Raw genomic sequence first — 24,054 nt, forward strand, 5'->3', positions numbered from 1 at the left:
CGACTTTGGGCAAGATTCTGGTGATCGGTGCAGGCGGCGTAGGCTCCGTCGCGGTACACAAGATGGCGATGAACGCGGATATCTTCAGCGAGATCACGCTGGCGAGCCGCCGTGTGGCCAAGTGCGACGCGATTGCCGAATCGGTGCTGGCCCGCACCGGCGTCAAGATCGCCACCGCCGAAGTCGATGCTGACGATGTCGATGCAACCTCTGCGCTGATCGAGCGGGTAAAGCCCGATCTCGTGTGCAACCTGGCCCTGCCCTATCAGGACCTCAATATCATGGATGCCTGCCTGCGCACTGGCGTGCATTACATGGACACCGCCAATTACGAGCCACGCGACGAGGCGAAGTTCGAATATGGCTGGCAATGGGCCTATCACGATCGCTTCAAGGAAGCCGGCCTCATGGCGCTGCTTGGGTCGGGCTTCGACCCCGGCGTCACCAGCGTGTTCGCCAGCTACATCAAGAAGCACCTGCTCGACCGGATCGACACGCTCGACATCCTCGATTGCAACGGCGGCGACCATGGCCAGCATTTCGCCACCAACTTCAACCCGGAAATCAACATCCGCGAAGTGACCGCGCCCTCGCGCCATTGGGCAGACGGTGAATGGGTCGAAGGCCCCGCGCTCAGCCACAAGCAGGTGTTCGATTTCGAGGCCGTGGGCGAGAAGAACATGTACCTCATGTACCATGAGGAGCTGGAATCGCTGGCCAAGCATTATCCCGAGATCAAGCGCATCCGTTTCTGGATGACCTTTGGAGATGCGTATCTCAAGCATCTGGAAGTGCTGCAGAATGTCGGCATGACCCGGATCGATCCGGTGATGTACGAAGGCCGCGAGATCATCCCGCTGCAGTTCCTCAAGGCCGTGCTGCCCGAGCCTGCCTCACTGGGCGAAACGACCAAGGGCAAGACCAATATCGGCGACATCGCCACCGGTGTGAAGGATGGGCAGGACAAGACCGTCTATGTCTACAACATCTGCGATCATGAGGACGCCTTTGCCGAAACCGGCAACCAGGCGGTGAGCTACACCACCGGCGTTCCGGCGATGATCGGCGCAGCGATGATCCTGACCGGCACCTGGAAGGGTGAAGGCGTGTTCAACATGGAACAGTTCGATCCCGATCCGTACATGGACATGCTCAACAAGCATGGCCTGCCCTGGCAGGTGAAGGAACTCGACGCGCCGCTGGCGTTCTGATGGTCCGTTTGCTCCGCATGGCAGCGGTCGCAGCCACACTGGCTGCGACCGCTGCACAGGCCCAGCCGATCCCGGATGATCCTTATGCCGCAGCGCGCGAGATTATCCGCGACGCGAACCGGATCGTGACACCGGCGGGCGTGCAGGAAGATCATGTGGTCATGCTGGGCGGTGTGCCGCAGGCGATTAACATTCGCGGTGCCGACCGGAACAGCCCGATCCTGCTGTTCATCCATGGCGGACCCGGCGCGGTCGAGATGCCGTTTGCCTGGTCGTTCCAGCGGCCCTGGGAAGATTTCTTCACGGTCGTGCAATGGGACCAGCGCGGCGCTGGCAAGAGCTATGCGCTCAGCGATCCCGCAGCGATTGCGCCTACGATGACGCTCGATCGCTATCGCGACGATGCCATCGAATTGATCGAGCTGCTCCGCAAGCGGTTCGGTAAGCAGCGGGTGTTCGTGCTGGGCCACAGCTGGGGTTCGGCAGTCGGCCTATCCGTGGCGATCAAGCGTCCTGATCTGTTGTACGCCTATATCGGCATGGGCCAGGCAATCGATTTTCGCGAAGGCGAGCGTATGGGCATGGCCTGGACGATCGAGCAAGCGACCAAAGCCGGGCGGATGGACGATGTGGCCGCGATCCAGGCACTCAAGCCTTATCCCGATACCGGACCGTTCACCATCGTGCAGGCCGATGGCTGGCGCAGATATGCAATCCGGTACGGATCCCTGATTGCCAACCGCCCCGAGCTGACGCGGTATTTTCAGACGCCTCGGCTTTCGCCAGAATATACGCCCGAAGACCGCAAAGCCTGGGGCAAGGGAAGCGAATTTTCGACGGCCACGCTTTGGCCCAGAGTTGCGGACATCAGCTTCACGCAGACCCTGAGCCTCAAGACGCCCGTCGTCATGTTGCTCGGACGGACTGACTACACCGTGCCGTCGCCACTGGCGGCGCAATGGATGGAACGGCTCGAGGCGCCGTCAAAACGCACGATCTGGTTCGAACATTCCTCGCATATGCCGATGGTCGAAGAGCCCGGGCGAGTTTTGCAGGCGTTGATCGACCACGTGCGCCCCTTCGCTGATAAGGACTGACTAGAATGGAAACCAAGGCTGGCGATCCCGGAGCGTTCCGGCATTTCGACCTGAACCGCGTCCCCTCGCCCGCGTTCGTTGTCGACGAAGCGGCCGTGCGGCGGAACCTCACGATCCTCGCCGATGTTCGCGATCGCGCCGGCATCAAGATGCTCGCCGCATTGAAGGCATTCTCGTTCTGGCGGCTGGGCGATGTTGTCAGCGAGTATCTTGACGGCACCTGCTCGTCGGGCCTGTGGGAAGCGCGCATGGCGTCCGAATATTATCGCGGCGAGGTCGCGACCTATTGCGCGGGCTACAAGGCGGATGACCTCAGCGAGATCCTGACGCTGTCCGATCATGTCATCTTCAACAGCCCCGGTCAGATTGCGCGATTCGCCGGGTTGATCGATCAGGCGCGCGGCGACGGGCAGCAGTTCGACATCGGCCTGCGGATCAATCCTGCACTGCCGCTGGGTGAAACGGCCAAGTACGATCCGTCTCAGCCGCACAGCCGCCTGGGCCATCCCGTCGACCAGCTGCGCCCCGAACATCTCGAAGGCGTGTCCGGAATCCATTTCCATTCGCTGTGCGAGCAGGATCTGCTTCCGCTGCAACAGATCTGGGCCAAGCTCGAACCCTTGCTGAAACCCTATTTCAACCAATTGAAATGGCTGAACTTTGGGGGTGGTCACCACATTACCCGGGCGGATTATCAGCGCGACGAACTGGTCGAGTTCCTGATTGCCGTGAAGGAACGCACCGGGTGCGAGATCTATCTCGAACCTGGCGAGGCCGTGGCGCTCGACGCGGGCATCCTGATCGGCGAACTGCTCGACGTCTTCGACAACGGCATGAAGGTGGGGATCACAGACATTTCGGCAACCTGCCACATGCCCGATGTAATCGAAGCGCCCTATCGCCCCGCGATGCTGGGTGAACAGCCCGCCGCAGAGCCGATACGGCTTGGCGGCCCCTCGTGCCTGGCAGGCGACATCATCGGCGACTACGGCCTGCCCGTGCCGCTGGAGCCGGGACAGCGCTTCGCGTTTCTCGACCAGGCACACTATTCGATGGTAAAAACCAATACGTTCAATGGTGTGCCGCTACCATCGATCTGGCTGTGGAACAGCGACGACGACAGCCTGCGCGAGATCCGGTCGTTCGGATATGAGACATTCCGTGACCGATTGGGCTGAAAAAGGGCGCAAATTTCCGCTTTACACGCGCCCCCCTCGATCCTATTTACGCCTTCCGCTGCCCCATGGGGACTTCCAATAACCGCAAGGCAGCCTTGTTGTTTGTTCTGTTTTTTGGGGGTCCCTTGAGTTGCACAATTTCCTTGATGCGCTGGAGCTGATTCAGGCTCTTTCACCGGCACAGCCGGTTACGCTGAACCGTCCGCAAGCGGCAACGCGCGCGGCGAAGTTTTTCGTTGATCGTTTTCCTGGCAAATCGCTTTACGCGGTCAAGGCGAATCCTTCGCCAGACCTGTTGCGCGTGCTGTGGAATGCGGGAATCACGCATTACGATGTCGCCTCGATCGCCGAGGTCCGGCTGGTCGCCGAGACGCTGCCAGACGCAACGCTGTGCTTCATGCACCCGGTCAAGACCCCGGAAGCCATCACCGAGGCCTATCACAGCCACGGCGTGCGCGTGTTCTCGCTCGATTGCCGCGAAGAGCTCGACAAGATCGTCGCCGCGACCGGTGCGCCCGAGGACCTCACATTGTGCGTCCGCCTGCGCGTGTCTTCCGAACATTCGGAGCTGAGCCTTGCGTCGAAATTCGGCACCGAACTGACCGAAGCACGCGACCTGCTGATGGCCGCCCGCCAGGCGGCTGACAGTCTGGGCATCTGCTTCCATGTCGGCAGCCAGGCGATGAGCCCGCACGCCTATGTGCAGGCGCTCGATCGCGTTCGTGCAGCGATTGTCGATGCATCGGTCACCGTGGACGTCATCGATGTCGGCGGTGGCTTCCCCTCGGCCTATCCGGGCATGCAGCCTCCGCCACTGGAGGACTATTTCGCGATCATCGAGCGCACGTTCGAAAGCCTGCCGATCAGCTATTCGGCGGAACTGTGGTGCGAGCCTGGCCGCGCCCTGTGCGCCGAGTACAATTCGATCGTGGTACGCGTCGATCGCCGCCGTGGTGACGAACTGTATATCAACGACGGTGCCTATGGCGCATTGTTCGATGCCGCGCATATCGGCTGGCGCTTCCCGGTCCGCTACCTGGGCGACACGCGCAGCAGCACGATGGCAGATTTCGCGTTCTTCGGTCCGACCTGCGACGATATCGACTATATGGCTGGCCCCTTCCCGCTCCCTGCGGACATCAAGGCCGGCGATTATATCGAGATCGGCATGATCGGAGCGTATGGCGCGGCCATGCGCACCGCGTTCAACGGCTTTGGTACCAGCGAGCATTACACCGTTGCCGACGAGCCGATGCAGTCGATGTACACGGGCGAGGCCCGCCCGCACTGGCGCGCCGACAACGTGGTCAGCATCAACCGCTGATCGCCCAAAACAGTTGCGATTGACAATCTATCAGGGCTGACGCAGTTTCCTCCCCAGAAGCAGGGGGAGGAAACTGCCGATGTCCGCGAATATACTCACACCAGCAGCCGTGCTGGTGCTCTGGTCGCTTGTCATGCTGTTCTGGATGGCCGGCACACGACTTCCCGCTGCCAAGAAGGCGGGTGTCGATATCTCCAAGGCCGTGGGTGGCCGTGGCAGCGATCTCGACCCGGCATTGCCGCCGCAGACCGCCTGGAAATCCCACAATTACGCGCACTTGATGGAACAACCGACCATCTTCTATGCGACTATCGCGATCCTCGCGATCGCAGGCGCAGGGGCCGATGGCATCAACGTCGCGCTCGCCTGGGGCTATGCGCTGATCCGCATCATCCACAGCATCTGGCAAGCGACGGTCAACAAGGTGCAGACCCGCTTCCTGCTGTTCCTGGGCTCCACGCTCTGCCTGATCTTGCTGGCCGTCCGCGCCCTGCTCGCGACACTTTGAAAGGGCTATCACAATGACACCTGCCATTCTCCAACCCGTTGTCGCCCTGCTCGCCTGGACCATGGTCATGTGGCTGTGGATGTACGTTACCCGCATCCCCGCGATGCAGCGCGCCAAGATCGACGTCGCCAATCTCAAGGGCGGCACCGGCAAGGATCTGGACGCCGTTCTTCCTGCGGACATCCAGTGGAAAGCGCATAATTACAATCATCTGCTGGCCGAACCGACGATCTTCTATGCGGTCAGTATCGTGCTGGCCATCATCGGACATGGCGAAGGCATGAACCTCGCCGTCGCATGGCTGTACGTCGCCCTGCGCGTAGCGCACAGCCTGGTGCAGGCAACCGTCAACCGCGTCGCGGTGCGGTTTATGCTGTTCGCTTCATCGAGCCTGTGCCTGATCGTGCTGATCTTTCACGCGGCAATCCCGATCTTCGACCTGCATATCGGTTGAGCCGGATCAGGGCCGGATGAACAGGCTGGCCAGTTCCACATGCGTCGACCAGCGGAACTGGCCCACCGGCCATAAGGTATCGAGCACGAACCCGGCGTCGCACAACGTTCGCGCGTCGCGCGCGAAGGTGGCGGGATTGCAGCTGACATAGCAAAGCCGTTTCAGCGTCGATCCGGCGATCGCGGCCACCTGAGCTTCCGCGCCGGCGCGCGGCGGATCGAGCACCAGCCCGTCGAGCCGGTCAAGCATGTCGTGCTGAACCGGATTGCGGAACAGGTCGCGATGATCGGTGAACACGGGCAATTGGCGCGCATCGGCGGCGCCCTTGAGCGCCAGCAGCGCATCGCGCGCCGCTTCGGCCGCGTAGATCTTGCGCCCTGGCGCGCCCAGATGGAAGGCAAAGCTTCCGAGCCCTGCAAACAGGTCCGCAATCATCCGGCAGCCTTGCAGCGCCTCGGTAGCCGCAGCCGCCAGCGCTGCCTCGCCGTCGCGCGTCGCCTGCAGAAAGCTGCCCTGCGGAAAGCGGACCTCAACCGTGCCGAAGCTCACCGTCGCGGGCACCGGCTCGTATTGCGTTTCAGGCCCCAGCCCCTGATCGATCGACAGCCGCGCCAGCGCGTGGCGTTCAGCGAAGCCCGCCAGCAGTTCGTGCTGGGCCAAGGTGGACGGTGCCAGCCCGGTGATCAACACATCGATACCCTGATCGATCTCGGACAGTTCAACTTGTCCCGAAACCTTCGATACCGGCCATTTGGCGATCAACGTGCGCACCGCCATCATGACGTCATGCAGTCGTGGCGTCACGATTTCGCACGCACGAACATCGACTAGATCGTGACTGCCCTGCCCGGCAAATCCCAAAGTCACCTGCTGACCCTTGCGGACGTAGCGGAGCGATGCCCGCCTGCGGCTGCGTGGCGGCGATAGGTGGACCGGGCGGACATCGCGCGCGACGATGCCCTTCGCGGCGAGCGGCCCGGTCACGCGGTCGCGAACGAAATCGGCTAATGCCGCATCATCGAGGTGCTGCAGGCTACACCCGCCGCAGCTGCCGAAATGCGGACAGGGCGGCGTGGCGTGGTGCGGTCCTGGGAGGATGCTGCCATCGGGTGCGACACTGTCTCCTGGCGCGGCACCTGCGACATGGCGGCCAGATGCGGTAACGCCATCGCCCCGCGCGGCAATCCGCACAATGATGTCGTCAGCCACGACGGGCAGGTGATCGGTCAAGACAGGACTCCAGAGCCATGGGCAAAGCGCTTGCGAGTTGCAGCGCCGAGAACACTGCGCCTGCAATCCGCGCTGCGCGGTCGTGGAGCCATACGGCCTCTGTCATGGCAGCGAAAGCCCTGCCGTGGTTCGCGAGCCGTGCAGCAAGGCATCCCGCGAGCACATCGCCGGTGCCAGCAACCGATAGCCAGGAGCAGCGCCGGTCGGCTATTACGGTGGCACCGTCCGGCGCGGCGATTACGCTGTCTGCGCCCTTGTACAGCAGATGCGCCGCCCATGCTGCGGCAAGCCGCTGCGCATCCTCGACCTTGTTGATACCGTTCAGCTCGTGCCCCGCATTGGCCGCCAGCGCCATCGCCTCGCCATGATGCGGGGTCAAGATCAGCGGAGAGCGGCGCGCAGCCAATGCCTCGCGGTGCGCCTGCAACAGGTGCAAGGCATCGGCATCAACCACCAGCGGGCGGGGTGTCGCCACAGCAGCGCCGAGCAGCGCAGAGCCCCCGGCGTCGCGGCCCAGACCAGGCCCGATCAGCACTACGCCGATGCGGTCATCCTCCAACCGCCCGGCAACCGCGTCGGCATCGTCCGCCCGTTCCCATACCAGATCAGCGGGCAGCGCCGCAGGCGCTTCGCCTGCGCCGATCAGCTTGACATAGCCTGCACCGCTGCCCTGCGCCGCACGGGCCGCGAGCAAAGCCGCGCCAGGCATTGCACCCACAAGGATGGCGACAAGGCCACGACGGTATTTGTGCGAAGTTGCACTGGGCGGCGCGATTACCGGCTTTTGCAGCCTGTGGACGTGGTCATCACCTGATCCAACCTCGATGTCGATCAGGCTCAATGCGCCGCAATCGCTGGCGACCGGCTCCAGCATATGCGCGTATTTCCATGCGCCCAGCGCCAGAACATGATCGAAGCGCAGCGGAGCGTTGAGCCAGACCGCGCGATCGGCATCCGCTCCGCTGGGCAGATCCACAGCGAAGCTGCGCTGCGCCTGTCGCACCAGCCAGGAAAAACGCTGCCATAACTCCGCATCGAGTGGGCGTGTCAGACCGCTGCCGAACAGGCAATCGACCAGCTGCGCGTGCGGAACAGCATCGGCCAGCGCCATCACCTCGCCCCGAAACTGCAGGCGGGCATGCCGGGCGGCAGGGGTGCGTGGATCGGTCAGCGCCGCCACGCTGACCGGGACGCCCTTTTCCCGCAAGAATTCAGCGATGACATAGCCATCGCCGCCGTTGTTGCCGGGCCCACACAAGATCAGCGTGGGTGTATGCCCGCCGATCCGCCAGATCATCTCCCCTGCGCCCTGGCCCGCGCGCAGCATCAGCGCGTCCACCGAGGTCCCGCCGTCAAACACCGCCTGTTCGGCCGCCACCATCTGGGCGACCGTCAGAACCGCTGAAGATCCGTCAACCACCGCCCGCACCGGGCTTGACGGTTGCCGGAATGCGATATCGATCCGGCCCCACGGAAAGCTGGATGCGCCCGTCAGAAAGCGGTGTGATCACCGCCTCCTCCGCGCCATCGGCAGCCACCAGTCCGCGGCCGTCGGTCACGATTTCGAACCGGCGAAACCCTCCATCCGGATGGCGCAGCACCAGTTCGCGCGCAGCTCCGGACTGGACCCGTTCGACTTCGCACTGTTCGGTAAACTCGGTTTCGCCCGCAAGGGCGCACGACACCTTGGCGTCGTCTCCGTCGGCAACCGATTCAGGTCCCGCCGGACTTGAGGGGTCGGAACAGCCAGCTGCGAGCAAGGCAAGGCACAGCGTCCCGACCAGCCGGTCAGATGTCCGCATAGACATGCCTTTCCGATTTGGCGCCGGGGTGCGTCACCGCGCCCTGGCTCGCCGGTCCGACATTCTGGGCAAAGCGCCACAGCGCACCCGCCTGATAATCGTTGGTGCGCGGCTGCCATGCCTTGCGACGCTCGGCCAGCACCGCGTCGTCGACCAGCAGGTCGATCGTGCCAGCCTCTGCGTCGATGGCGATGATGTCGCCTTCCTCGATCAGCGCGATCGGACCGCCATCGGCTGCCTCGGGGCCGACATGGCCGATGCAGAAGCCACGTGTCGCGCCCGAGAAGCGCCCGTCGGTGATCAGCGCGACGCTTTCGCCCATGCCCTGTCCGTACAGCGCAGCGGTGGTGGACAGCATCTCGCGCATGCCGGGGCCACCCTTGGGCCCTTCATAGCGGATGATGATGACCGAGCCTTCCTTGATCTGCCGTGCCTCGACGGCGGCAAAGCAATCCTCTTCGCAATCGAACACCTGGGCAGGCCCGGTGAACTGCAGCCGCGCCATGCCGGCGACCTTGACGATCGCGCCATCGGGCGCCAGCGATCCCTTGAGGCCGACAACACCGCCAGTCGGGCTGAGCGGCGTCTTGACGTCATAGATCACCTTCTGGTCGGGGTTCCAGGTAACCTCATCGATATTCTCGCCCAACGTCTTGCCGGTCACGGTGAGGCAGTTGCCATGCAGCAGGCCATTGGCCAGCATCGTCTTCATCAGCATGTACACGCCGCCGGCCTCGTACATGTCCTTGGCGACATAGCGCCCGCCGGGCTTGAGATCGGCGATATAGGGCGTGGACTTGAACATTTCAGCGACGTCGAACAGGTCGAAGTCGATCCCCGCCTCGTTCGCCATGGCCGGAAGATGCAGCGCGCCATTGGTCGAGCCGCCGGTCGCAGCGACAACGCGCGCAGCATTTTCAAAGGCTTCACGGGTACAGATGTCACGCGGCCTGATGTTGCGAGCCAGAAGTTCCATGACCTGCCTGCCTGCTGCCATCGCGATTTCCGCGCGGCTCTGGTATGGCGCGGGCACCATGTTGCTGTTGGGCAGCGAAAGCCCGATCGCTTCGCCGACGCACGCCATCGTGTTGGCGGTGAACTGGCCGCCGCATGCGCCATGGCCGGGACATGCGACCTTCTCCAGCGCGGTCAGATCCTTCAATGGGCACTTGCCTGCCGCATGCTGGCCCACCGCCTCGAACACGTCGACCACGGTGACATCCTTGCCGCCGAAATGGCCAGGCAGGATCGACCCGCCATAGACAAAGATCGACGGCACGTTCAATCGCAGCATCGCCATCATCATGCCCGGCAGCGACTTGTCGCACCCGGCAAAGCCGACCAGCGCGTCATAGCAGTGCCCGCGCACCGAAAGCTCGACCGAATCCGCGATGACTTCGCGGCTGACCAGCGAGCTCTTCATGCCCTGATGGCCCATCGCGATGCCGTCGGTGACGGTGATGGTGTTGAACCGGCGCGGCATGCCGCCGCCTGCGTTCACGCCCTCGCGGCAGGCATCGGCCTGGGCGTCGAGCGTGGTGTTGCACGGCGCGCTGTCGTTGCCCGCGCTGGCCACCGCGACGAAGGGCCGGGAAATCTCTTCTTCGGTCAGACCCATCGCATAATAATAGCTGCGGTGCGGTGCACGCTCGGGTCCTACCGAAACGTGGCGGCTGGGCAGTTTCGACTTGTCGAACGAATGTGTCATATCAGGGCCTTTCTTTGGCCGCGCTCTTTCCAAAAACAGCGCCGTTACGCAAGACTATTGCTGCATGCGAGCAAAACCGGGGCCAGGATCGCCGCCATTCGGGCAGCTCCCTCGTCATCACCCACCCGATCCTGCCGCATTTCGATACCCAGATAGGGCCGCCCCGGCAGTTCAGCGTGGCGGTTCATCGTCGCGTTGAGCAGGGTGCCCGAATAGGGGAGTTGATCGCCGACAACCAGCCCTGCATCGGTCAGCAGAGGAATGGCGACGCGAGCAGCGCGATCATCACGGTTGTAGAGAACCCCAACATCCCAGGGGCGCTGTTCATCGGGCCGAGAGGCAAGTGAGGACGTGAAGCTGTGCAGCGAGAGGATGAATGGCCGCTGCAATGCCTGCAAGGTGCGCTCGATGGCGGCGTGGTAGGGCCGATAAAAGGCCGCGAGCCGCGCTTCGACATCAGCGTTGGCGTTGCCCGGAATGACGATGCCGTCGCTGGTCGCCGGGACAAGGCCCGGCGCGTCTTCCTCGCGGTTGAAATCGATCACCAGCCGCGACACCCGCGCCAGCACCGCGCCGCAGCCAAGCAATGCGCACAGCTGCTGCGATACGCTGGCCACGCCGATATCGATAGCCACATGCTGCGCTAGCACGTGGGCGGGCACGCCCAGATCTATGCCTGTCGGCGCATGATTGCTAGCGTGATCGGCGATGATGCAGATGTTCGCGCCCACCGCCCCCACGACAGGCTCAATGATTTCATAGGGTTGAAACCCACTCATCGCACGGATCCTGCCAAAGTCCACCAGCCGGGATATTTTGCTGCCAGCGCTCGCTGCGCGGCATCAGCAGCTTCGGAGGTGGTGAACAGAGCAAAGCAGGTTGCGCCGCTGCCCGACATGCGCGCGACAATTGCCCCCGGTTGCGCGGACAACGCGTCCAATACCGTGCCGATGGCCGGCACCAACGTCCGGGCGGGGCTTTCCAGATCGTTGCGGCCATGCGCAATGATGGCCTCCAGGCTGGAGCTATCGAGCGGTCCCCGGTCCTGCTGATCCCAGCCCTTGAACACGGGCGCTGTGCCCAGCGGGATGCCGGGATTGACGAGCAGGATCGGCATGCCTGCCAACTCCGGCAGATCAAGCGGTTCCAGCGCCTCGCCGCGCCCTTCGACGCGCAAGGTCTGGCTGATCACGCACGCGGGGATGTCAGAGCCCAGGGTTTCGGCGATGGCGCACAATTGCCGGTCATTGAGCCCGCAGCCCCACAAGCGGTTGAGCAGGCGCAGAGCCGCTGCGGCATCGGCAGACCCGCCACCGATTCCCGAGGCGACCGGCAGGTTCTTGGTGAGATAGAGGTTTGCGCCAAAATCAAACCCGGCCTTCCCCTCGTCCGCGTTCCCAAGCGAAGTCGAGGGGCGTTGTGCCGAGGCTGGCGCAAAACTCTCTCGACTTCGCTCGGGACAAGCGGAGAGTTTGAGTGTGTGGGCAGCCCGCAGCACCAGATTATCGGGACCGTCATCCAGCCCGGCGGCAAACGGCCCATCAATGCTCAGCGTCAGCTTGCCATCATCCCGCCGTTCCGCCCGCAACGAATCGCCGGAGTCGACGAACACGAACAGACTTTCGAGATCATGATAGCCATCGTCCCTCCGCCGCCGAACATGCAGCGCGAGGTTGACCTTGGCAAAGGCGGTTTCGGTCAGCACCACAGGGTTCCCGCGATAAAAGTCCCTCCCCGTGCGGGGAGGGACAGAACCCCTTACATGTTGGGATAGTTGGGGCCGCCGCCGCCTTCGGGCACCACCCAGTTAATGTTCTGGCTCATTTCCTTGATGTCGCAGGTCTTGCAGTGGACGCAGTTCTGAGCGTTGATCTGGAAGCGGGGATTGCCCTCTTCCTGTCCCACGATCTCGTACACGCCTGCGGGGCAGTACCGCTGCGCCGGCTCGTCATACAATGGCAGATTGTACGTTACGGGCAGCGAGGGGTCCTTCAACTGCAGATGGACCGGCTGGTCCTCCTCGTGGTTGGTGTTCGACAGGAACACCGACGACAGGCGATCGAAAGTGATCACGCCATCGGGCTTGGGATAGTCGATCGGCTTGTACAGGTCCGCGCGGCCCATGTGCTTGTAATCGGGGTCATGCTTCATCGTGATCGGCAGGCCGATTCCCAGCTGGCGCATCCACATGTCGATACCGGCCAGAACCGTGCCCATCGTGCCGCCGAACTTGTCAACACAAGGCTCGACGTTCTGGACCTTCTTGAGCTCGGTCGCGATCCAGCTGGCGTTGAGGTTTTCCTGATAATCGGCGAGTTCATCGGAGGTGCGGTCGGCCTGGATGGCGCGGAACGCACTTTCAGCCGCCAGCATGCCCGATTTCATGGCGGTGTGGCTGCCCTTGATACGCGGCACGTTGACGAAACCGGCACTGCACCCGATCAGGGCGCCGCCGGGGAATGCCAGCTTGGGGATCGACTGCCAGCCGCCCTCGTTGATCGCACGCGCGCCGTACGAAACGCGCTTGCCGCCTTCGAGAATCTTGCGGATCTCGGGATGCGTCTTCCAGCGCTGGAATTCCTGGAACGGCGAAAGGTGCGGGTTCTGATAGGACAAGGCCACCACGAATCCGAGCGCGACCTGGCCATTGGCCTGATGATAGAGGAACCCGCCGCCCCAAGCATCATCGAGCGGCCATCCCTGGGTGTGGATGACCCGTCCCGGTACATGCTTCTTGGGAGCGATGTCCCACAGTTCCTTGAGGCCGATTCCGTAGGTCTGCGGCTCGCAATTGGCTTCCAGATCGAACTGGCGCTTCAAGATCTTGGTGAGGTGGCCGCGCGCACCTTCGGCGAAGAAGGTGTAGCGTGCGTGCAGCTCGAGGCCCGGCGTGTAGTCCGCCTTGTGCTCGCCATCCTTGCCAACGCCCATGTCGCCGGTCGCGACACCCTTGATCGAGCCATCGTCGTTGTACAGGATTTCCGCAGCAGCAAAGCCAGGGAAGATCTGGACGTCCATCTCCTCGGCCTTTTCCGCCAGCCAGCGACACAGATTGCCAAGGCTTCCGGTATAGGTGCCCTTGTTGTGCATGAAGCCGGGGGTGGTGATGTGCGGGATAGCGAACTTGGACGATTTGCTCAGCACCCAATGATGGTTCTCGGTGACGGGCGTCTCCGCCATCGGGCATCCCTGCTCCCGCCAATCGGGCAGCAGCTCGTCAAGTGCGATCGGATCGACCACCGCGCCCGACAGGATGTGCGCGCCAACTTCCGAGCCTTTTTCGATGACGCAGACTTCGATTTCCGCGTTGTTTTCCGCCGCCAGCTGTTTGAGCCGGATCGCCGCAGCGAGGCCGGCAGGGCCTGCGCCGACAATCACGACGTCAAATGGCATGGATTCGCGTTCACTCATCTTGTCTTCCCCGTTGCTCAGGACCGGCCCTGTGCCATAAGGCGTATCGCATGGACCTTCCCGTTCACTCCAATAGCGCTGCGGCGTTCAAGTCAACCCGCTTTGGGGTATCAACGTGCTGAGCCGCGCGAACGATCCCCTGCGCGAAGCGCAAAGCCTGGTCGACTGGTGGCAGCTGGCCGGGGTCGAATGGGATTATTCCGACGCGCCCAACGACTGGATGGCAGACGACCCAGCGCCCGCTACGCCGCGCCCGCTGGCACGGACCGACGATGGCGCACCTGCGGTGAGGCCAGCGACTGCGCCTGCCCCGGTTGTCGCGGCGCCCAAGGTCGAGATTGCACTGCCGACCGACCTGGAGGCCTTCCAGCGCGCCTGGCGCGAAGGTGCACTGGGACCGGATGGCGGCGATGGACGGCATATCGGGCCCAGAGGCCAGTCGGGAGCCAGGGTCATGGTACTGGCCGACTGCCCGCAACGTGACGACGCCGATACCGTGCTGAGCGGCCGATCCGGGCTTCTGCTGGACAATATTGCTCGCGCCTGCGGCTTTTCCGACGACGATGTCTACCGCGCGTCGTTCTTCCCCCGGCTGGTGCTCGACGCCCAGGCGGCGGTTCCCCATGTCGCGGCGTGGAAACGGATTGCGATGCACCACATTGCTCTTGCTGCGCCGGAAATGATCGTGGTTGCGGGCGAAGACACCGCCAGAGCGCTGCTAGGCCACGATCCATCGCAAAACTCTCCCGCTTTACACATTCTTAACCATGGTGGCCGAACTTTCAAAACTGTCGTCACGCGCAAGCTCAGCCTGATGCTTCATCGCATCGCGCAGGAGAAATCCATGGCTTGGCAAAACTGGCAGCTGCTGCTCTTGGAGTGAACCCTTGCTGAAAAAAGCGCTGATCATCGCCTGCGGAGCGACTCTCCTTTCGAGCCAGCCCGCTTTCGCCGAGGTTTCGTCGTACAGCTATTTCGCGACGCGGGTCGCCAAGACACAGGTGCCCGAGCAACTGTCTTCGCCGGACCGCCAATATTATGCCGAGGTGTTCGGCGCGATCCGGGGACAGAACTGGGCGCGGGCGAAGGAATTGCTCGACAGCCGCGACAAGGGCCTGCTGCACGAGATTGCGCGCGCCGAGCTGTATCTGGCCGCCAGTTCGCCTCGGGTGGAAATGGGGCCGCTGCTCAGTCTGCTCAACGCAGCGCCGGAACTGCCGCATGCCGAACGGCTGGCGACGCTTGCCACCAAGCGCGGCGCCACCATCCTGCCCGATCGCCCGCAGACTGTTCGGATGGCCAGCTTTGCAGGGCTCACCCGCCGCGGCAAGCCGCGCAGCGTCGCCGATGGCACGGTGCCGGCGACGCTCGCCGCCCAGATCCAGGAACGGATTGTTGCTGATGATCCTGCAGGCGCTGCAGCCGTGCTGTCCAGCCAGCTCGACCTCCTGAGCGCCCATGCCCGCACCGAGCTGCAGCAGCGGGTGGCATGGTCCTATTATCTGGAAAACCGCGATTCCGAAGCTCTGGCGATGGCGCGTGCCGCGACATCCGGTGCAGGCGAATGGCTGGGCGAGGCGCATTGGACCGCTGGCCTTGCCGCATGGCGGCTGGGCGATTGCGCGTCTGCCCTGCAAGGATTTGAAGGCGCCGCCGCCAATGCCTGGAACGAGGAACAGCGCGCGGCAGGCTATTACTGGGCCTCGCGTGCAGCCACGCGCTGCCGCCGGCCCGATCTGGTGCAGGCCAATCTACGCTCCGCCAGCCAGTATGGCGAGACGCTGTATGGCGTGCTGGCCGCCGAGCAGATGGGCATGAGCGCTGCCGCGTTGCGCGCGGCCGATTTCAACGATCTCGACTGGAAGCAGCTGAAAGACCGGCCCAATGTCCGCCGCGCGATCGCGCTGGGCCAGATTGGCGAAGCGACGCTGGCCGACCAGGTGCTGCGGCACGAGGCGCAGATTGCCGGTGACCAGTCGCACGATGCGCTGCTTCGCCTGGCACGCGATTTGTCGATGCCGCAGACCCAGATGTGGCTCGCACACAACGGGCCGCAGGGCAGCCGTCCGGACAGCTTTGCCCGCTTCCCGTCGCCGCGCTGGGTGCCGCAGGATGGCTGGCGCGTCGATCCGGCGCTGGTCTATGCGCACACCCTGCAGGAATCGAATTTCCGCAGCGATGCGCGCAGCCCTGCAGATGCACGCGGGCTGATGCAGGTTCGCCCCGGCACCGCGCAGGACATGGCCCGGGCACGCGGCCAGTCGCTCGATGCCGGCGACCTCTACCAGCCCACGGTCAATCTCGAATATGGCCAGCGTTATCTGGAATTCCTCAACACCCGGCCCGAAACCCAGGGGCTGCTGCCCAAGATCATCGCCGCCTACAACGCAGGGCCCCTGCCCGTCAGTCGCTGGAACGAAAAGGTGCGCGACAATGGCGATCCGCTCCTTTTCATCGAATCGATCCCCTATTGGGAAACCCGCGCCTATGTCGGCATCATCCTGCGCAACTACTGGATGTACGAAAAACAGGCGGGCGTGAACTCCAAGAGCGCCACCGGGCTGGCGCAGGGCATGTGGCCGCGTTTTCCGCACGCTGGCGGCATCGAGCTAGTTCGGTTGAACACCGTGCAGAACAACTGAAACGCCATGCCGATTGACGAATCCCGGGCCTTCAAGCCGATCAACATCGCGCTGCTGACCATATCGGACACGCGCACCGCAGCCGATGACACCTCGGGCGACATCCTGGCCGGGTTGATCACCGGCAAGGGCCACCGGCTCATCACCCGCGCGATCGAGCGCGACGATGTCGAGCGGCTGGTGGTGCGGCTGAACAACTGGATCGATGACCCCGAAATCGATGCGATCATCTCCACCGGTGGCACCGGCCTGACCGGGCGCGACATCACGCCCGAAGCGCTCGACCGGGTGAAGGAAAAGGACATTCCGGGCTTTGGCGAGCTGTTCCGCTGGCTCAGTTACCAGACCATCGGCACCAGCACCGTGCAATCGCGCGCCTGTGCAGTGCTCTCGCGCGGCACCTATATCTTCGCGCTGCCCGGATCGAACGGCGCGGTCAAGGATGGCTGGAATGGCATTCTCAACGAACAGCTCGACAGCCGCAACCGGCCCTGCAACTTCATCGAACTGATGCCCAGGCTGCGCGAAACATAAGCGCCCAGCGGCTCTGCTATCCCTGTTCAGCGGCGTCTGGCGGCAGCGGTGTCTGCACCGCCGCACCGATGCCCAGCTTCCTTGCCACCCATTTCATGCTCGGGCCCTGGATCACGCTGGACAGCAGCACCACGAAAAACACGATGTTGAAGATCGTGAACGCCCCCGGCACGCCTGCGACCATCGGGAAGGTCGCCAGCACGATCGGTACCGCTCCGCGCAACCCTGCCCATGACACGAACAGCTTCTTGCGCCAGTCGAGCGAGCGGAACGGGGCAAGGCAGATGAACACGCTCACCGGGCGTGCCACCAGCATCAGCACGAAGGTGATGCCAAGGCCTCGGACGATCACGTCCATCAGATTGCTGGGGGCTACCAGCAGGCCCAAGGTCAGGAACATCACCACCTGCCCAAGCCAGGCCAGTCCATCCTGAAAGGTCGATATGATCTGCCGCGCGTCATAGCTGCGGTTGCCGGCGACCAGGCCTGCGACATAGGCCGCCAGAAACCCATTGCCGCCGATGACTTCGGCAAGGCCATAGGCGATCAGGGCGGCGGCGATCGAGACGACGAACGCCAGCCCGCTAGCCCGGTAGGCGCGACGCTTGAGAAGCTCGGGCAGCAGCCACCCCAGCCCCAGCCCGATGACGGCCCCCATCGCCATCTGGCCGCCGAAACTGGGCAACAGGCTGAGCGGCGACGCACCCGGTTGCGCAATGAACAGCAAGGCCGCACCAACCATGAAAATCGCCATCGGGTCATTGGTGCCCGATTCAAGTTCGATCAACGCTGGCACATCGCCGCCCAGGTCCAGCCCTGTGGAACGCAGGATCGCAAATACCGCCGCCGCATCGGTCGACGCCACGACCGAACCCAGCAAGAAGCCCTGAAACCAGCTGAAATCGAGCAGCATGACCGCAGCAAAGCCGGTAATCACCGCGCTGATCAGCACCCCGAACGTCGCGAGCACCAAGGCGGGCCGGACCATCTTTCGCACGGCCTGCCAGCTGGTATCCATGCCGCCGGAAAACAGAATGAAGATCAGGCAGGCCACGCCGACGCCCTGCGTCAGTTCATAATCGTCGAACGAGATACGACCGGGCCCATCGACCCCCGCCAGCATTCCCAGCCCCAGAAACCCGATCAGTGCGGGCAGCCCGAACCGGCTCGTCAGCGAGCCTGCGATCACCGTGGTCAGCAGTAACGTGCCGATGACCAGAAGGGCGACAGGGAGGGGCAAGGTCGGCATCTGGTCTTAAGAGCATCTGGACAGGCCCATAGCAAGGCGCTCCCCCCTCGGTTCCTCGCAAAGCCTGTGCTGCGCCTTGCAAATGTTCCTGCTTTGTACCATGATCGCGCGATGCCCAGCCCCCCTCCTCTCAAAGGCCGTGGCGCACCGGCCAATGCGCCATCGACGCGCTTCAACCTGCCCCAGCATGAGGCCGACGGTGACTGGCTCGATGCCATCAATATGGTCGACGACGGCCCGCCTCCGCTGCGTACAACGGTCACGCTGGAGCACCCCCGCTCAATCATCTCGCGCAACACTTCGCCAGACCTTCCGTTCGACCAGTCGATCAACGCCTATCGTGGCTGCGAGCACGGTTGCATCTATTGCTATGCGCGGCCCACGCATGCCTGGCTGGACCTGTCGCCGGGGCTGGATTTCGAAAGCCGCCTATTTGCCAAGCCCGATGCCGCCAAGCTGCTGCGCGCAACATTGCGCAAGCCGGGGTACGTGCCCAAGGTGATTGCATTAGGCACGAACACCGACCCGTATCAGCCGATCGAGGCGCAATACCGTATCACGCGCGCGATTCTCGACGTCTGTCTGGAGGCACGCCATCCGGTGTCGATCACCACCAAGTCGGACCGGGTGCTGGCCGATATCGATGTGCTGGCGCAGATGGCCAAGCTCAATCTGGTCGCGATTGCCCTGTCTGTCACGACGCTGGACGGCACGATCGCGCGGACGCTGGAACCTCGCGCCGCTGCGCCTCGCAAGCGATTGGCGGCAATCAGGGCGCTGGCAGAGGCGGGTGTGCCGGTGCACATCAACATATCGCCGGTCATCCCGGCGATCACCGACCATGAAATCGAGGGGCTGGTCGCAGCGGGGGCTGCGGCGGGTGCGCTTTCCGCCTCGTACATTCCGGTCCGCCTGCCGCACGAAGTGGCCCCGCTGTTCCGCGCCTGGCTCGATGCCCATTTCCCGGATCGCGCTGCCAGGGTGATGGGAATCATTCAGGACATGCGCGGCGGGCGCGACAATGATCCTGAATTCGGCAGCAGGATGCGCGGGTCCGGGCCATGGGCGGAACTTATTCGCACCCGTTTCCGCATCGCCGTCAGGCGCGCAGGCCTGAACCAGCACAAATGGACGCTCGATACCGCACAGTTCCGTGCGCCTGCCGATGGTTGTCAGGGCGAACTGTTCTAGCCTCGCGCCCGGAGGTCATGGGCTAACCCTTGTAGCCGAACGCCTCTTTCGCCATCGCCACCAATGCAGGATCGGCATCGGGTAGGCTTTTGGGGACACTGGCCTCCAGTTTCTCGGCCACATAAGTGAGCACGGCGATGCGCGCGGCTTTCTTGTTATTGCCGTCGAACACTGCCCAGGGCGCCCAGCGCGTATCGGTCTGGCGGAACATGTCATGCTTCGCCTCGAGATACTCGCCGCGCTTGCCCCTGTTGCGAAAGTCCTCTGCGGTCACCTTCCACCGTTTTTCAGGGACGTCGAGCCGATCGGCGAGGCGCTTGTCCTGCGTCGCCTGGGTGACGTGCAGGAACACCTTGATGATCGCGGTGCCGCCATCGACCTGCTGCGCCTCGAACTCGTTGATCTCGTCATAGCCGCGCTTCCAGTCGCGCTCGCTGCACAGCCCTTCGACCCGTTCGACCAGGACACGCCCGTACCACGACCGGTCGAACACTGCGATCTCGCGGCTTCCCGGCAGTTTCTGCCAGAAGCGCCACAGGAAATGGCGGTCCTTTTCAACCGCAGTCGGCGCGCCGATCGGGTAGACCTGAAAGTAACGCGGGTCCCATTCGGATGTCATCCGCTTGACGATCCCGCCCTTGCCGGCAGCATCCCAGCCTTCCATCACGATGATCGCGCGCTTGCCATGGACGATATGCCGGGCATGCGCATGCGAGAGCCGCTCCTGCAGCGCCTTCAGCGCCTCGCCGTAATCGCCATCAAAGCCTGCGCCCTTCTCATATTGCTCAAGCTTGATGCTCATGTTCCGTCTCCCTGCAGCCGTGCCTCGCGTTCGGCATAGTCCGCTTCTGCCAGACGGCGCGCGGCAATTCTATCGAATGCCGCGTTGATGGCACGTTCGCGCGGCAGCAGGGTCTGCGCCTGCCGATAGCGTACCAGAGCGTCGTCCAGTTCGCCGCGCTGCTCGGCGCACAGCGCAAGATTGAAGACAACCGAGCTCTGCCCCGGAACCTCGGTATCGAGCGCCTGCCAGATGTCACATGCGCCTTGCGGATTGCGGGCGGTGGCCTTCAGCGCGTCGCGGAAGCGGTTGGACTGGTCCTTGTCGAGGCCCTTGCGCACCTCGAGCACCCGTATGTCATCGGCACGATAGTCCGGCGCGATGTCGATGCGGACCTCGTCGGCAATCCGTTCGACGAGCATCGACACGGTATCGGGTATGCTCCGGTTGGCTTGCCGGTCAGGGCAGACCACCACCTGATCGCGCTGCGACAGTTGCCGCTGGTAGACGATGCCGCCATCGTCGAGGCGGGCCATCCGCAGCGACGGGTTGAGCGTGACGATGCGGCGCTGGCAGCGGATCTTGACCTCTTCCTCGCGCACGCACTTGTTGTTGCCATCGCGCTCGGCGCATTCCTTGCGCGTTTCTTCGACCGGCTGGTTCTCGATCACGGCATTGGCGATGCCGGACAGCACGGCATCGGCGGGTGCGCTCGACCGTTCGGCCACGACGCGGAAATAGGGCTGACCCAGCACGGCGACCTGCGCCAGCGTCCCTTCCAGCGCAAAGGAAAGCTCGCGCCCCTCGCGGCCGCCAAAGCGTTCAACCACGATCGATCCCACCTGCGCCGCTTCGCGATTACGCGCAGGATACAGCGCCTGCACCGTCAGGGTTTCGGCGGTGGCGGGCACGGCGGTACAACCCAGCGCAAGAGCAATGAGCAGGCGCCCCAAACGCCCGCGATGGATGAGTTGATGTTCAGCTTCTGACATGATTGCCGCCCCAGATCCGATATGCAGGCAAGCCCGCGATTCCGTTGAAATGTAACATAAACTTGGCCCTAGTCATGTGACAATGCTGTGCCTGACATCACTGGATCGAATGAAAATCAGGCAGGGATGCAGGGCACGCCATACTGGTGCAAAACCATGTCTGCGCTGACCAGACACGCCTGCTCAACTTGGGCCTGCGCAAGCAGCAGATGATCGAACGGGTCACCATGGTGATGCGGCAGATGCGTAAGCGCCAGGAGGTGCACATTTGACAGGCCAAGCAGGTCGAAGCCGAATTCAGGCAGGCGCGGCAGGATTTCACCGGGGCCGACGTGCAATTTGCCTATCCGTTGCTTGATTGCGGTTTCCCACAAGGAAACCTGGCTGACCAACACGCCATTGGAGGGCTCTGAAATCAATGCGCGCGTCTTGCGCGTCAGGCGCGGATCATCGTCCAGCCACCAGAGCAGAATGTGGGTGTCCAGCAGCAGCTTCACGGCACCAGCCTATCAGGACTGCGATGGCTCGGAGCCGTAATCCCACGCCTCGAAGCTGGCCAAGATATCCTCCGGCCATTCGTCAAAATCATCCGTCATATGAATCTGACCGCGCAACGCCCCAGGCTGGCGCGGCTTTTTGAGAGGCACGAATTGCTGCGCAGGCTGTGACTGGAACGGCATCGACATTTCGCGCACTCCCCGATCCGACGCACCCGGCGCGCCGCCCATAGAAACGTCCTGCAGATACGCCTTGACCATGGCCGAAAGCGAGGTGCCCAGTTCGGCGGCGCGGATCCGCGCCAGCCGATGGGTTTCGTCATCCAGTGCGATGGTCACATTCTTCATGACCAACGCAGTATCACAGTTTCACAGTCCGGACAAGTTAGCCCTTCTGCTGCTCGGCAATCCGGATATTGAGTTCGCGCAACTGCTTGAGGCTGACCGGCGACGGCGCGCCCATCATCAGGTCTTCCGCCTTCTGGTTCATCGGGAACAGCACGACCTCGCGGATGTTGGGTTCATCGGCGAGCAGCATCACCATGCGGTCGACGCCCGGTGCCGAACCACCATGCGGCGGTGCGCCGAACTTGAACGCGTTGATCATGCCGGAGAAGTTCTTCTCGACGTCTTCCTTGCTGTAGCCTGCGATCTCGAACGCCTTGTACATGATGTCCGGCCGGTGGTTCCGGATCGCGCCCGACGACAGCTCGACGCCGTTGCAGACGATGTCGTACTGCCACGCAAGGATGTCGAGCGGGTCCATCGTTTCCAGCGCTTCCATCTCACCCTGCGGCATCGAGAACGGGTTGTGGCTGAAGTCGATCTTCTTGGCGTCCTCGTCATATTCGAACATCGGGAAGTCGACGATCCAGCAGAACTTGAACACGCCCTGTTCGATCAGGTTCAGCTGTTCGCCCACGCGGGTGCGCGCCGCGCCTGCCAGCTTGGCCGCCTGAAGCTCCTTGCCTGCAGCAAAGAACACGCCGTCATTGGGTCCAAGGCCGAGCTCTGCGATCAGCTTGGCGGTGCCTTCCTCACCATGGTTCTTGGCGATCGGGCCGCCGGGAACGCCGTCGCGGATGTTGATATAGCCGAGACCCGCATGGCCTTCGCTGCGCGCCCAGTCGTTCATGTCGTCGAAGAACTTGCGGCTCATCGCGCCCGCGCCGGGGGCCGGGATCGCACGGACCTTGCCGCCCGAACCCACGATCTTGTCGAACAGGCCAAAGCCCGATCCGACGAAATGGTCGGTGACATCGCTGATCACCAGCGGATTGCGCAGATCGGGCTTGTCCGATCCGTATTTCAGCATGGATTCGCGATAGGGAATGCGCGGGAACGCGCCTTCGGTCACGGCCTTGCCGTTGGCGAACTCCTTGAACACGCCGCCAAGCACTGGTTCGAGCGCGGCGAACACATCGTCCTGCGTCACGAAGCTCATCTCGAGGTCGAGCTGGTAGAATTCGCCGGGGCTGCGGTCGGCGCGCGCGTCTTCATCGCGGAAGCACGGGGCGATCTGGAAATAGCGGTCAAAGCCCGCCACCATCAGCAGCTGCTTGAACATCTGCGGCGCCTGCGGCAGCGCGTAGAACTTGCCGGGGTGCACGCGGCTGGGCACCAGATAATCGCGCGCGCCTTCGGGCGACGATGCGGTCAGGATCGGGGTCTGGAACTCGGTAAAGCCCTGATCGACCATGCGCTTGCGCAACGATGCGATCACCTGAGAGCGCAGCATGATGTTGCGGTGCAGGCGTTCACGGCGCAGATCGAGGAAGCGATAGCGCAGGCGGATATCCTCGGGATACTCCTGCTCGCCTGCCACCGGCATCGGCAGTTCGTCGGCGGCAGACTGGATGATCACTTCGGCCGCGCGCACTTCGATCTCACCCGTCGGCAGGTTCGCGTTCACCGTCTCGGGCGAGCGCGCCACCACCGTGCCGGTCACGGTCACGACGCTTTCGACGCGCAGCCGCTCGAGCGCGGCAAAGGCCGGGCTGTCGGAATCGGTGACGATCTGGGTCAGCCCATAATGGTCACGCAGGTCGATAAACAGCAGATTGCCGTGATCACGCTTGCGGTGGATCCAGCCTGACAGGCGAACCTGCTGGCCGACATCGGAAGCGCGAAGCGCGGTGCAATTGTGGGTGCGATATGCGTGCATGAAAACCGTCAATCCTGATCGTGACATGGGGGCCGCAAACCTGCCTTTGCGGACAGCTGCGCTACAGCGCGGCTAACACCG

23 protein-coding genes are annotated in these 24,054 nt (G+C 63.3%); 10 read left to right on the forward strand and 13 right to left on the reverse strand.

What is annotated here, in order from left to right:
• The first annotated feature begins 5 nt into the window (after window positions 1–5).
• The 6 genes from D618_RS0109575 (at window position 6) to D618_RS0109600 (ending at window position 5,772) form a co-directional block, all read left to right on the forward strand.
• Complete coding sequence (locus tag D618_RS0109575) at window positions 6–1,211, forward strand: saccharopine dehydrogenase family protein (RefSeq protein WP_017671293.1); 1,206 nt, start codon at window positions 6–8, stop codon at window positions 1,209–1,211.
• The gene (locus D618_RS0109580) at window positions 1,211–2,308 is read left to right on the forward strand and encodes an alpha/beta hydrolase (protein ID WP_017671294.1); all 1,098 of its coding nucleotides are present in this window, start codon (window positions 1,211–1,213) and stop codon (window positions 2,306–2,308) included. Before D618_RS0109575 ends, D618_RS0109580 begins: the two co-directional genes overlap by 1 nt.
• Before the next feature lie 5 nt (window positions 2,309–2,313).
• Window positions 2,314–3,486: a carboxynorspermidine decarboxylase gene (locus D618_RS0109585; protein ID WP_017671295.1), complete on the forward strand. Its 1,173-nt coding sequence runs from the start codon at window positions 2,314–2,316 to the stop codon at window positions 3,484–3,486.
• A gap of 130 nt (window positions 3,487–3,616) precedes the next feature.
• Window positions 3,617–4,810, forward strand: a complete 1,194-nt coding sequence (locus D618_RS0109590) for a type III PLP-dependent enzyme (RefSeq protein ID WP_017671296.1) — start codon at window positions 3,617–3,619, stop codon at window positions 4,808–4,810.
• Window positions 4,811–4,889: 79 nt separating this feature from the next.
• The gene (locus D618_RS0109595; protein WP_026091502.1) at window positions 4,890–5,318 is read left to right on the forward strand and encodes an MAPEG family protein; all 429 of its coding nucleotides are present in this window, start codon (window positions 4,890–4,892) and stop codon (window positions 5,316–5,318) included.
• 13 nt (window positions 5,319–5,331) lie between these two features.
• On the forward strand, window positions 5,332–5,772 hold the full coding sequence (locus tag D618_RS0109600) for an MAPEG family protein (protein ID WP_017671298.1): 441 nt from the start codon (window positions 5,332–5,334) through the stop codon (window positions 5,770–5,772).
• 6 nt (window positions 5,773–5,778) lie between these two features.
• Here the strand turns inward: D618_RS0109600 and D618_RS0109605 are convergent, their stop codons facing one another.
• From D618_RS0109605 to D618_RS0109635, 7 genes are read right to left on the reverse strand one after another with little or no spacing between them, the layout of a single operon-like run.
• The gene (locus D618_RS0109605) at window positions 5,779–7,002 is read right to left on the reverse strand and encodes a class I SAM-dependent RNA methyltransferase (RefSeq protein ID WP_017671299.1); all 1,224 of its coding nucleotides are present in this window, start codon (window positions 7,000–7,002) and stop codon (window positions 5,779–5,781) included.
• The gene (locus D618_RS0109610; protein WP_238550634.1) at window positions 6,974–8,422 is read right to left on the reverse strand and encodes an NAD(P)H-hydrate dehydratase; all 1,449 of its coding nucleotides are present in this window, start codon (window positions 8,420–8,422) and stop codon (window positions 6,974–6,976) included. The genes D618_RS0109605 and D618_RS0109610 overlap by 29 nt, the downstream gene beginning before the upstream one ends.
• The gene (locus D618_RS0109615) at window positions 8,415–8,804 is read right to left on the reverse strand and encodes a hypothetical protein (RefSeq protein WP_017671301.1); all 390 of its coding nucleotides are present in this window, start codon (window positions 8,802–8,804) and stop codon (window positions 8,415–8,417) included. Before D618_RS0109615 ends, D618_RS0109610 begins: the two co-directional genes overlap by 8 nt.
• A complete protein-coding gene (gene ilvD / locus D618_RS0109620; RefSeq protein WP_017671302.1) occupies window positions 8,791–10,512 on the reverse strand; it encodes a dihydroxy-acid dehydratase in 1,722 nt (573 codons plus the stop codon). The genes D618_RS0109615 and ilvD overlap by 14 nt, the downstream gene beginning before the upstream one ends.
• 44 nt (window positions 10,513–10,556) lie before the next feature.
• On the reverse strand, window positions 10,557–11,291 hold the full coding sequence (locus D618_RS0109625; protein ID WP_017671303.1) for an N-formylglutamate amidohydrolase: 735 nt from the start codon (window positions 11,289–11,291) through the stop codon (window positions 10,557–10,559).
• Window positions 11,288–12,217, reverse strand: coding sequence for a 4-(cytidine 5'-diphospho)-2-C-methyl-D-erythritol kinase (locus D618_RS0109630; protein WP_238550635.1), 930 nt, complete (start codon window positions 12,215–12,217; stop codon window positions 11,288–11,290). The genes D618_RS0109625 and D618_RS0109630 overlap by 4 nt, the downstream gene beginning before the upstream one ends.
• Before the next feature lie 53 nt (window positions 12,218–12,270).
• Window positions 12,271–13,923: an electron transfer flavoprotein-ubiquinone oxidoreductase gene (locus D618_RS0109635; protein WP_017671305.1), complete on the reverse strand. Its 1,653-nt coding sequence runs from the start codon at window positions 13,921–13,923 to the stop codon at window positions 12,271–12,273.
• A gap of 115 nt (window positions 13,924–14,038) precedes the next feature.
• On the opposite strand from D618_RS0109635, the gene D618_RS0109640 reads away from it, so the two are divergent.
• From D618_RS0109640 to moaB, 3 genes are read left to right on the forward strand one after another with little or no spacing between them, the layout of a single operon-like run.
• Window positions 14,039–14,806, forward strand: a complete 768-nt coding sequence (locus tag D618_RS0109640; RefSeq protein WP_017671306.1) for a hypothetical protein — start codon at window positions 14,039–14,041, stop codon at window positions 14,804–14,806.
• 4 nt (window positions 14,807–14,810) lie between these two features.
• Window positions 14,811–16,565 carry a lytic transglycosylase domain-containing protein gene (locus tag D618_RS0109645; protein ID WP_017671307.1) on the forward strand — a complete coding sequence of 585 codons (1,755 nt, stop codon included), beginning with the start codon at window positions 14,811–14,813 and terminating at the stop codon, window positions 16,563–16,565.
• A gap of 6 nt (window positions 16,566–16,571) precedes the next feature.
• Window positions 16,572–17,099, forward strand: coding sequence for a molybdenum cofactor biosynthesis protein B (moaB, locus tag D618_RS0109650; protein ID WP_017671308.1), 528 nt, complete (start codon window positions 16,572–16,574; stop codon window positions 17,097–17,099).
• A gap of 16 nt (window positions 17,100–17,115) precedes the next feature.
• On the opposite strand, the gene D618_RS0109655 is transcribed toward moaB, so the two are convergent.
• Entirely contained in the window at window positions 17,116–18,348 is a 1,233-nt protein-coding gene (locus D618_RS0109655; protein ID WP_017671309.1) for a potassium/proton antiporter, read from the reverse strand.
• A 111-nt stretch (window positions 18,349–18,459) separates the two neighbouring features.
• Here D618_RS0109655 and D618_RS0109660 point away from each other — a divergent pair, with 111 nt between their 5' ends.
• Window positions 18,460–19,539 carry a PA0069 family radical SAM protein gene (locus tag D618_RS0109660; protein WP_017671310.1) on the forward strand — a complete coding sequence of 360 codons (1,080 nt, stop codon included), beginning with the start codon at window positions 18,460–18,462 and terminating at the stop codon, window positions 19,537–19,539.
• A 22-nt stretch (window positions 19,540–19,561) separates the two neighbouring features.
• On the opposite strand, the gene D618_RS0109665 is transcribed toward D618_RS0109660, so the two are convergent.
• The 5 genes from D618_RS0109665 to aspS all read right to left on the reverse strand — a co-directional run bounded on the left by D618_RS0109665 (window position 19,562) and on the right by aspS (window position 23,973).
• Entirely contained in the window at window positions 19,562–20,341 is a 780-nt protein-coding gene (locus tag D618_RS0109665) for a hypothetical protein (protein WP_017671311.1), read from the reverse strand.
• Window positions 20,338–21,312, reverse strand: a complete 975-nt coding sequence (locus D618_RS0109670; protein ID WP_026091504.1) for a hypothetical protein — start codon at window positions 21,310–21,312, stop codon at window positions 20,338–20,340. The genes D618_RS0109665 and D618_RS0109670 overlap by 4 nt, the downstream gene beginning before the upstream one ends.
• A 116-nt stretch (window positions 21,313–21,428) precedes the next feature.
• Window positions 21,429–21,809, reverse strand: a complete 381-nt coding sequence (locus D618_RS0109675) for a type II toxin-antitoxin system VapC family toxin (protein WP_017671313.1) — start codon at window positions 21,807–21,809, stop codon at window positions 21,429–21,431.
• A gap of 12 nt (window positions 21,810–21,821) precedes the next feature.
• Window positions 21,822–22,157, reverse strand: a complete 336-nt coding sequence (locus tag D618_RS18125) for a hypothetical protein (RefSeq protein WP_017671314.1) — start codon at window positions 22,155–22,157, stop codon at window positions 21,822–21,824.
• A gap of 37 nt (window positions 22,158–22,194) precedes the next feature.
• Window positions 22,195–23,973, reverse strand: a complete 1,779-nt coding sequence (aspS, locus tag D618_RS0109690; protein WP_017671315.1) for an aspartate--tRNA ligase — start codon at window positions 23,971–23,973, stop codon at window positions 22,195–22,197.
• Window positions 23,974–24,054: the final 81 nt, after the last annotated feature.

Origin of the sequence: Blastomonas sp. AAP53 (genome assembly GCF_000331245.1) — a bacterium.
Taxonomy (GTDB): Bacteria; Pseudomonadota; Alphaproteobacteria; order Sphingomonadales; family Sphingomonadaceae; genus Blastomonas.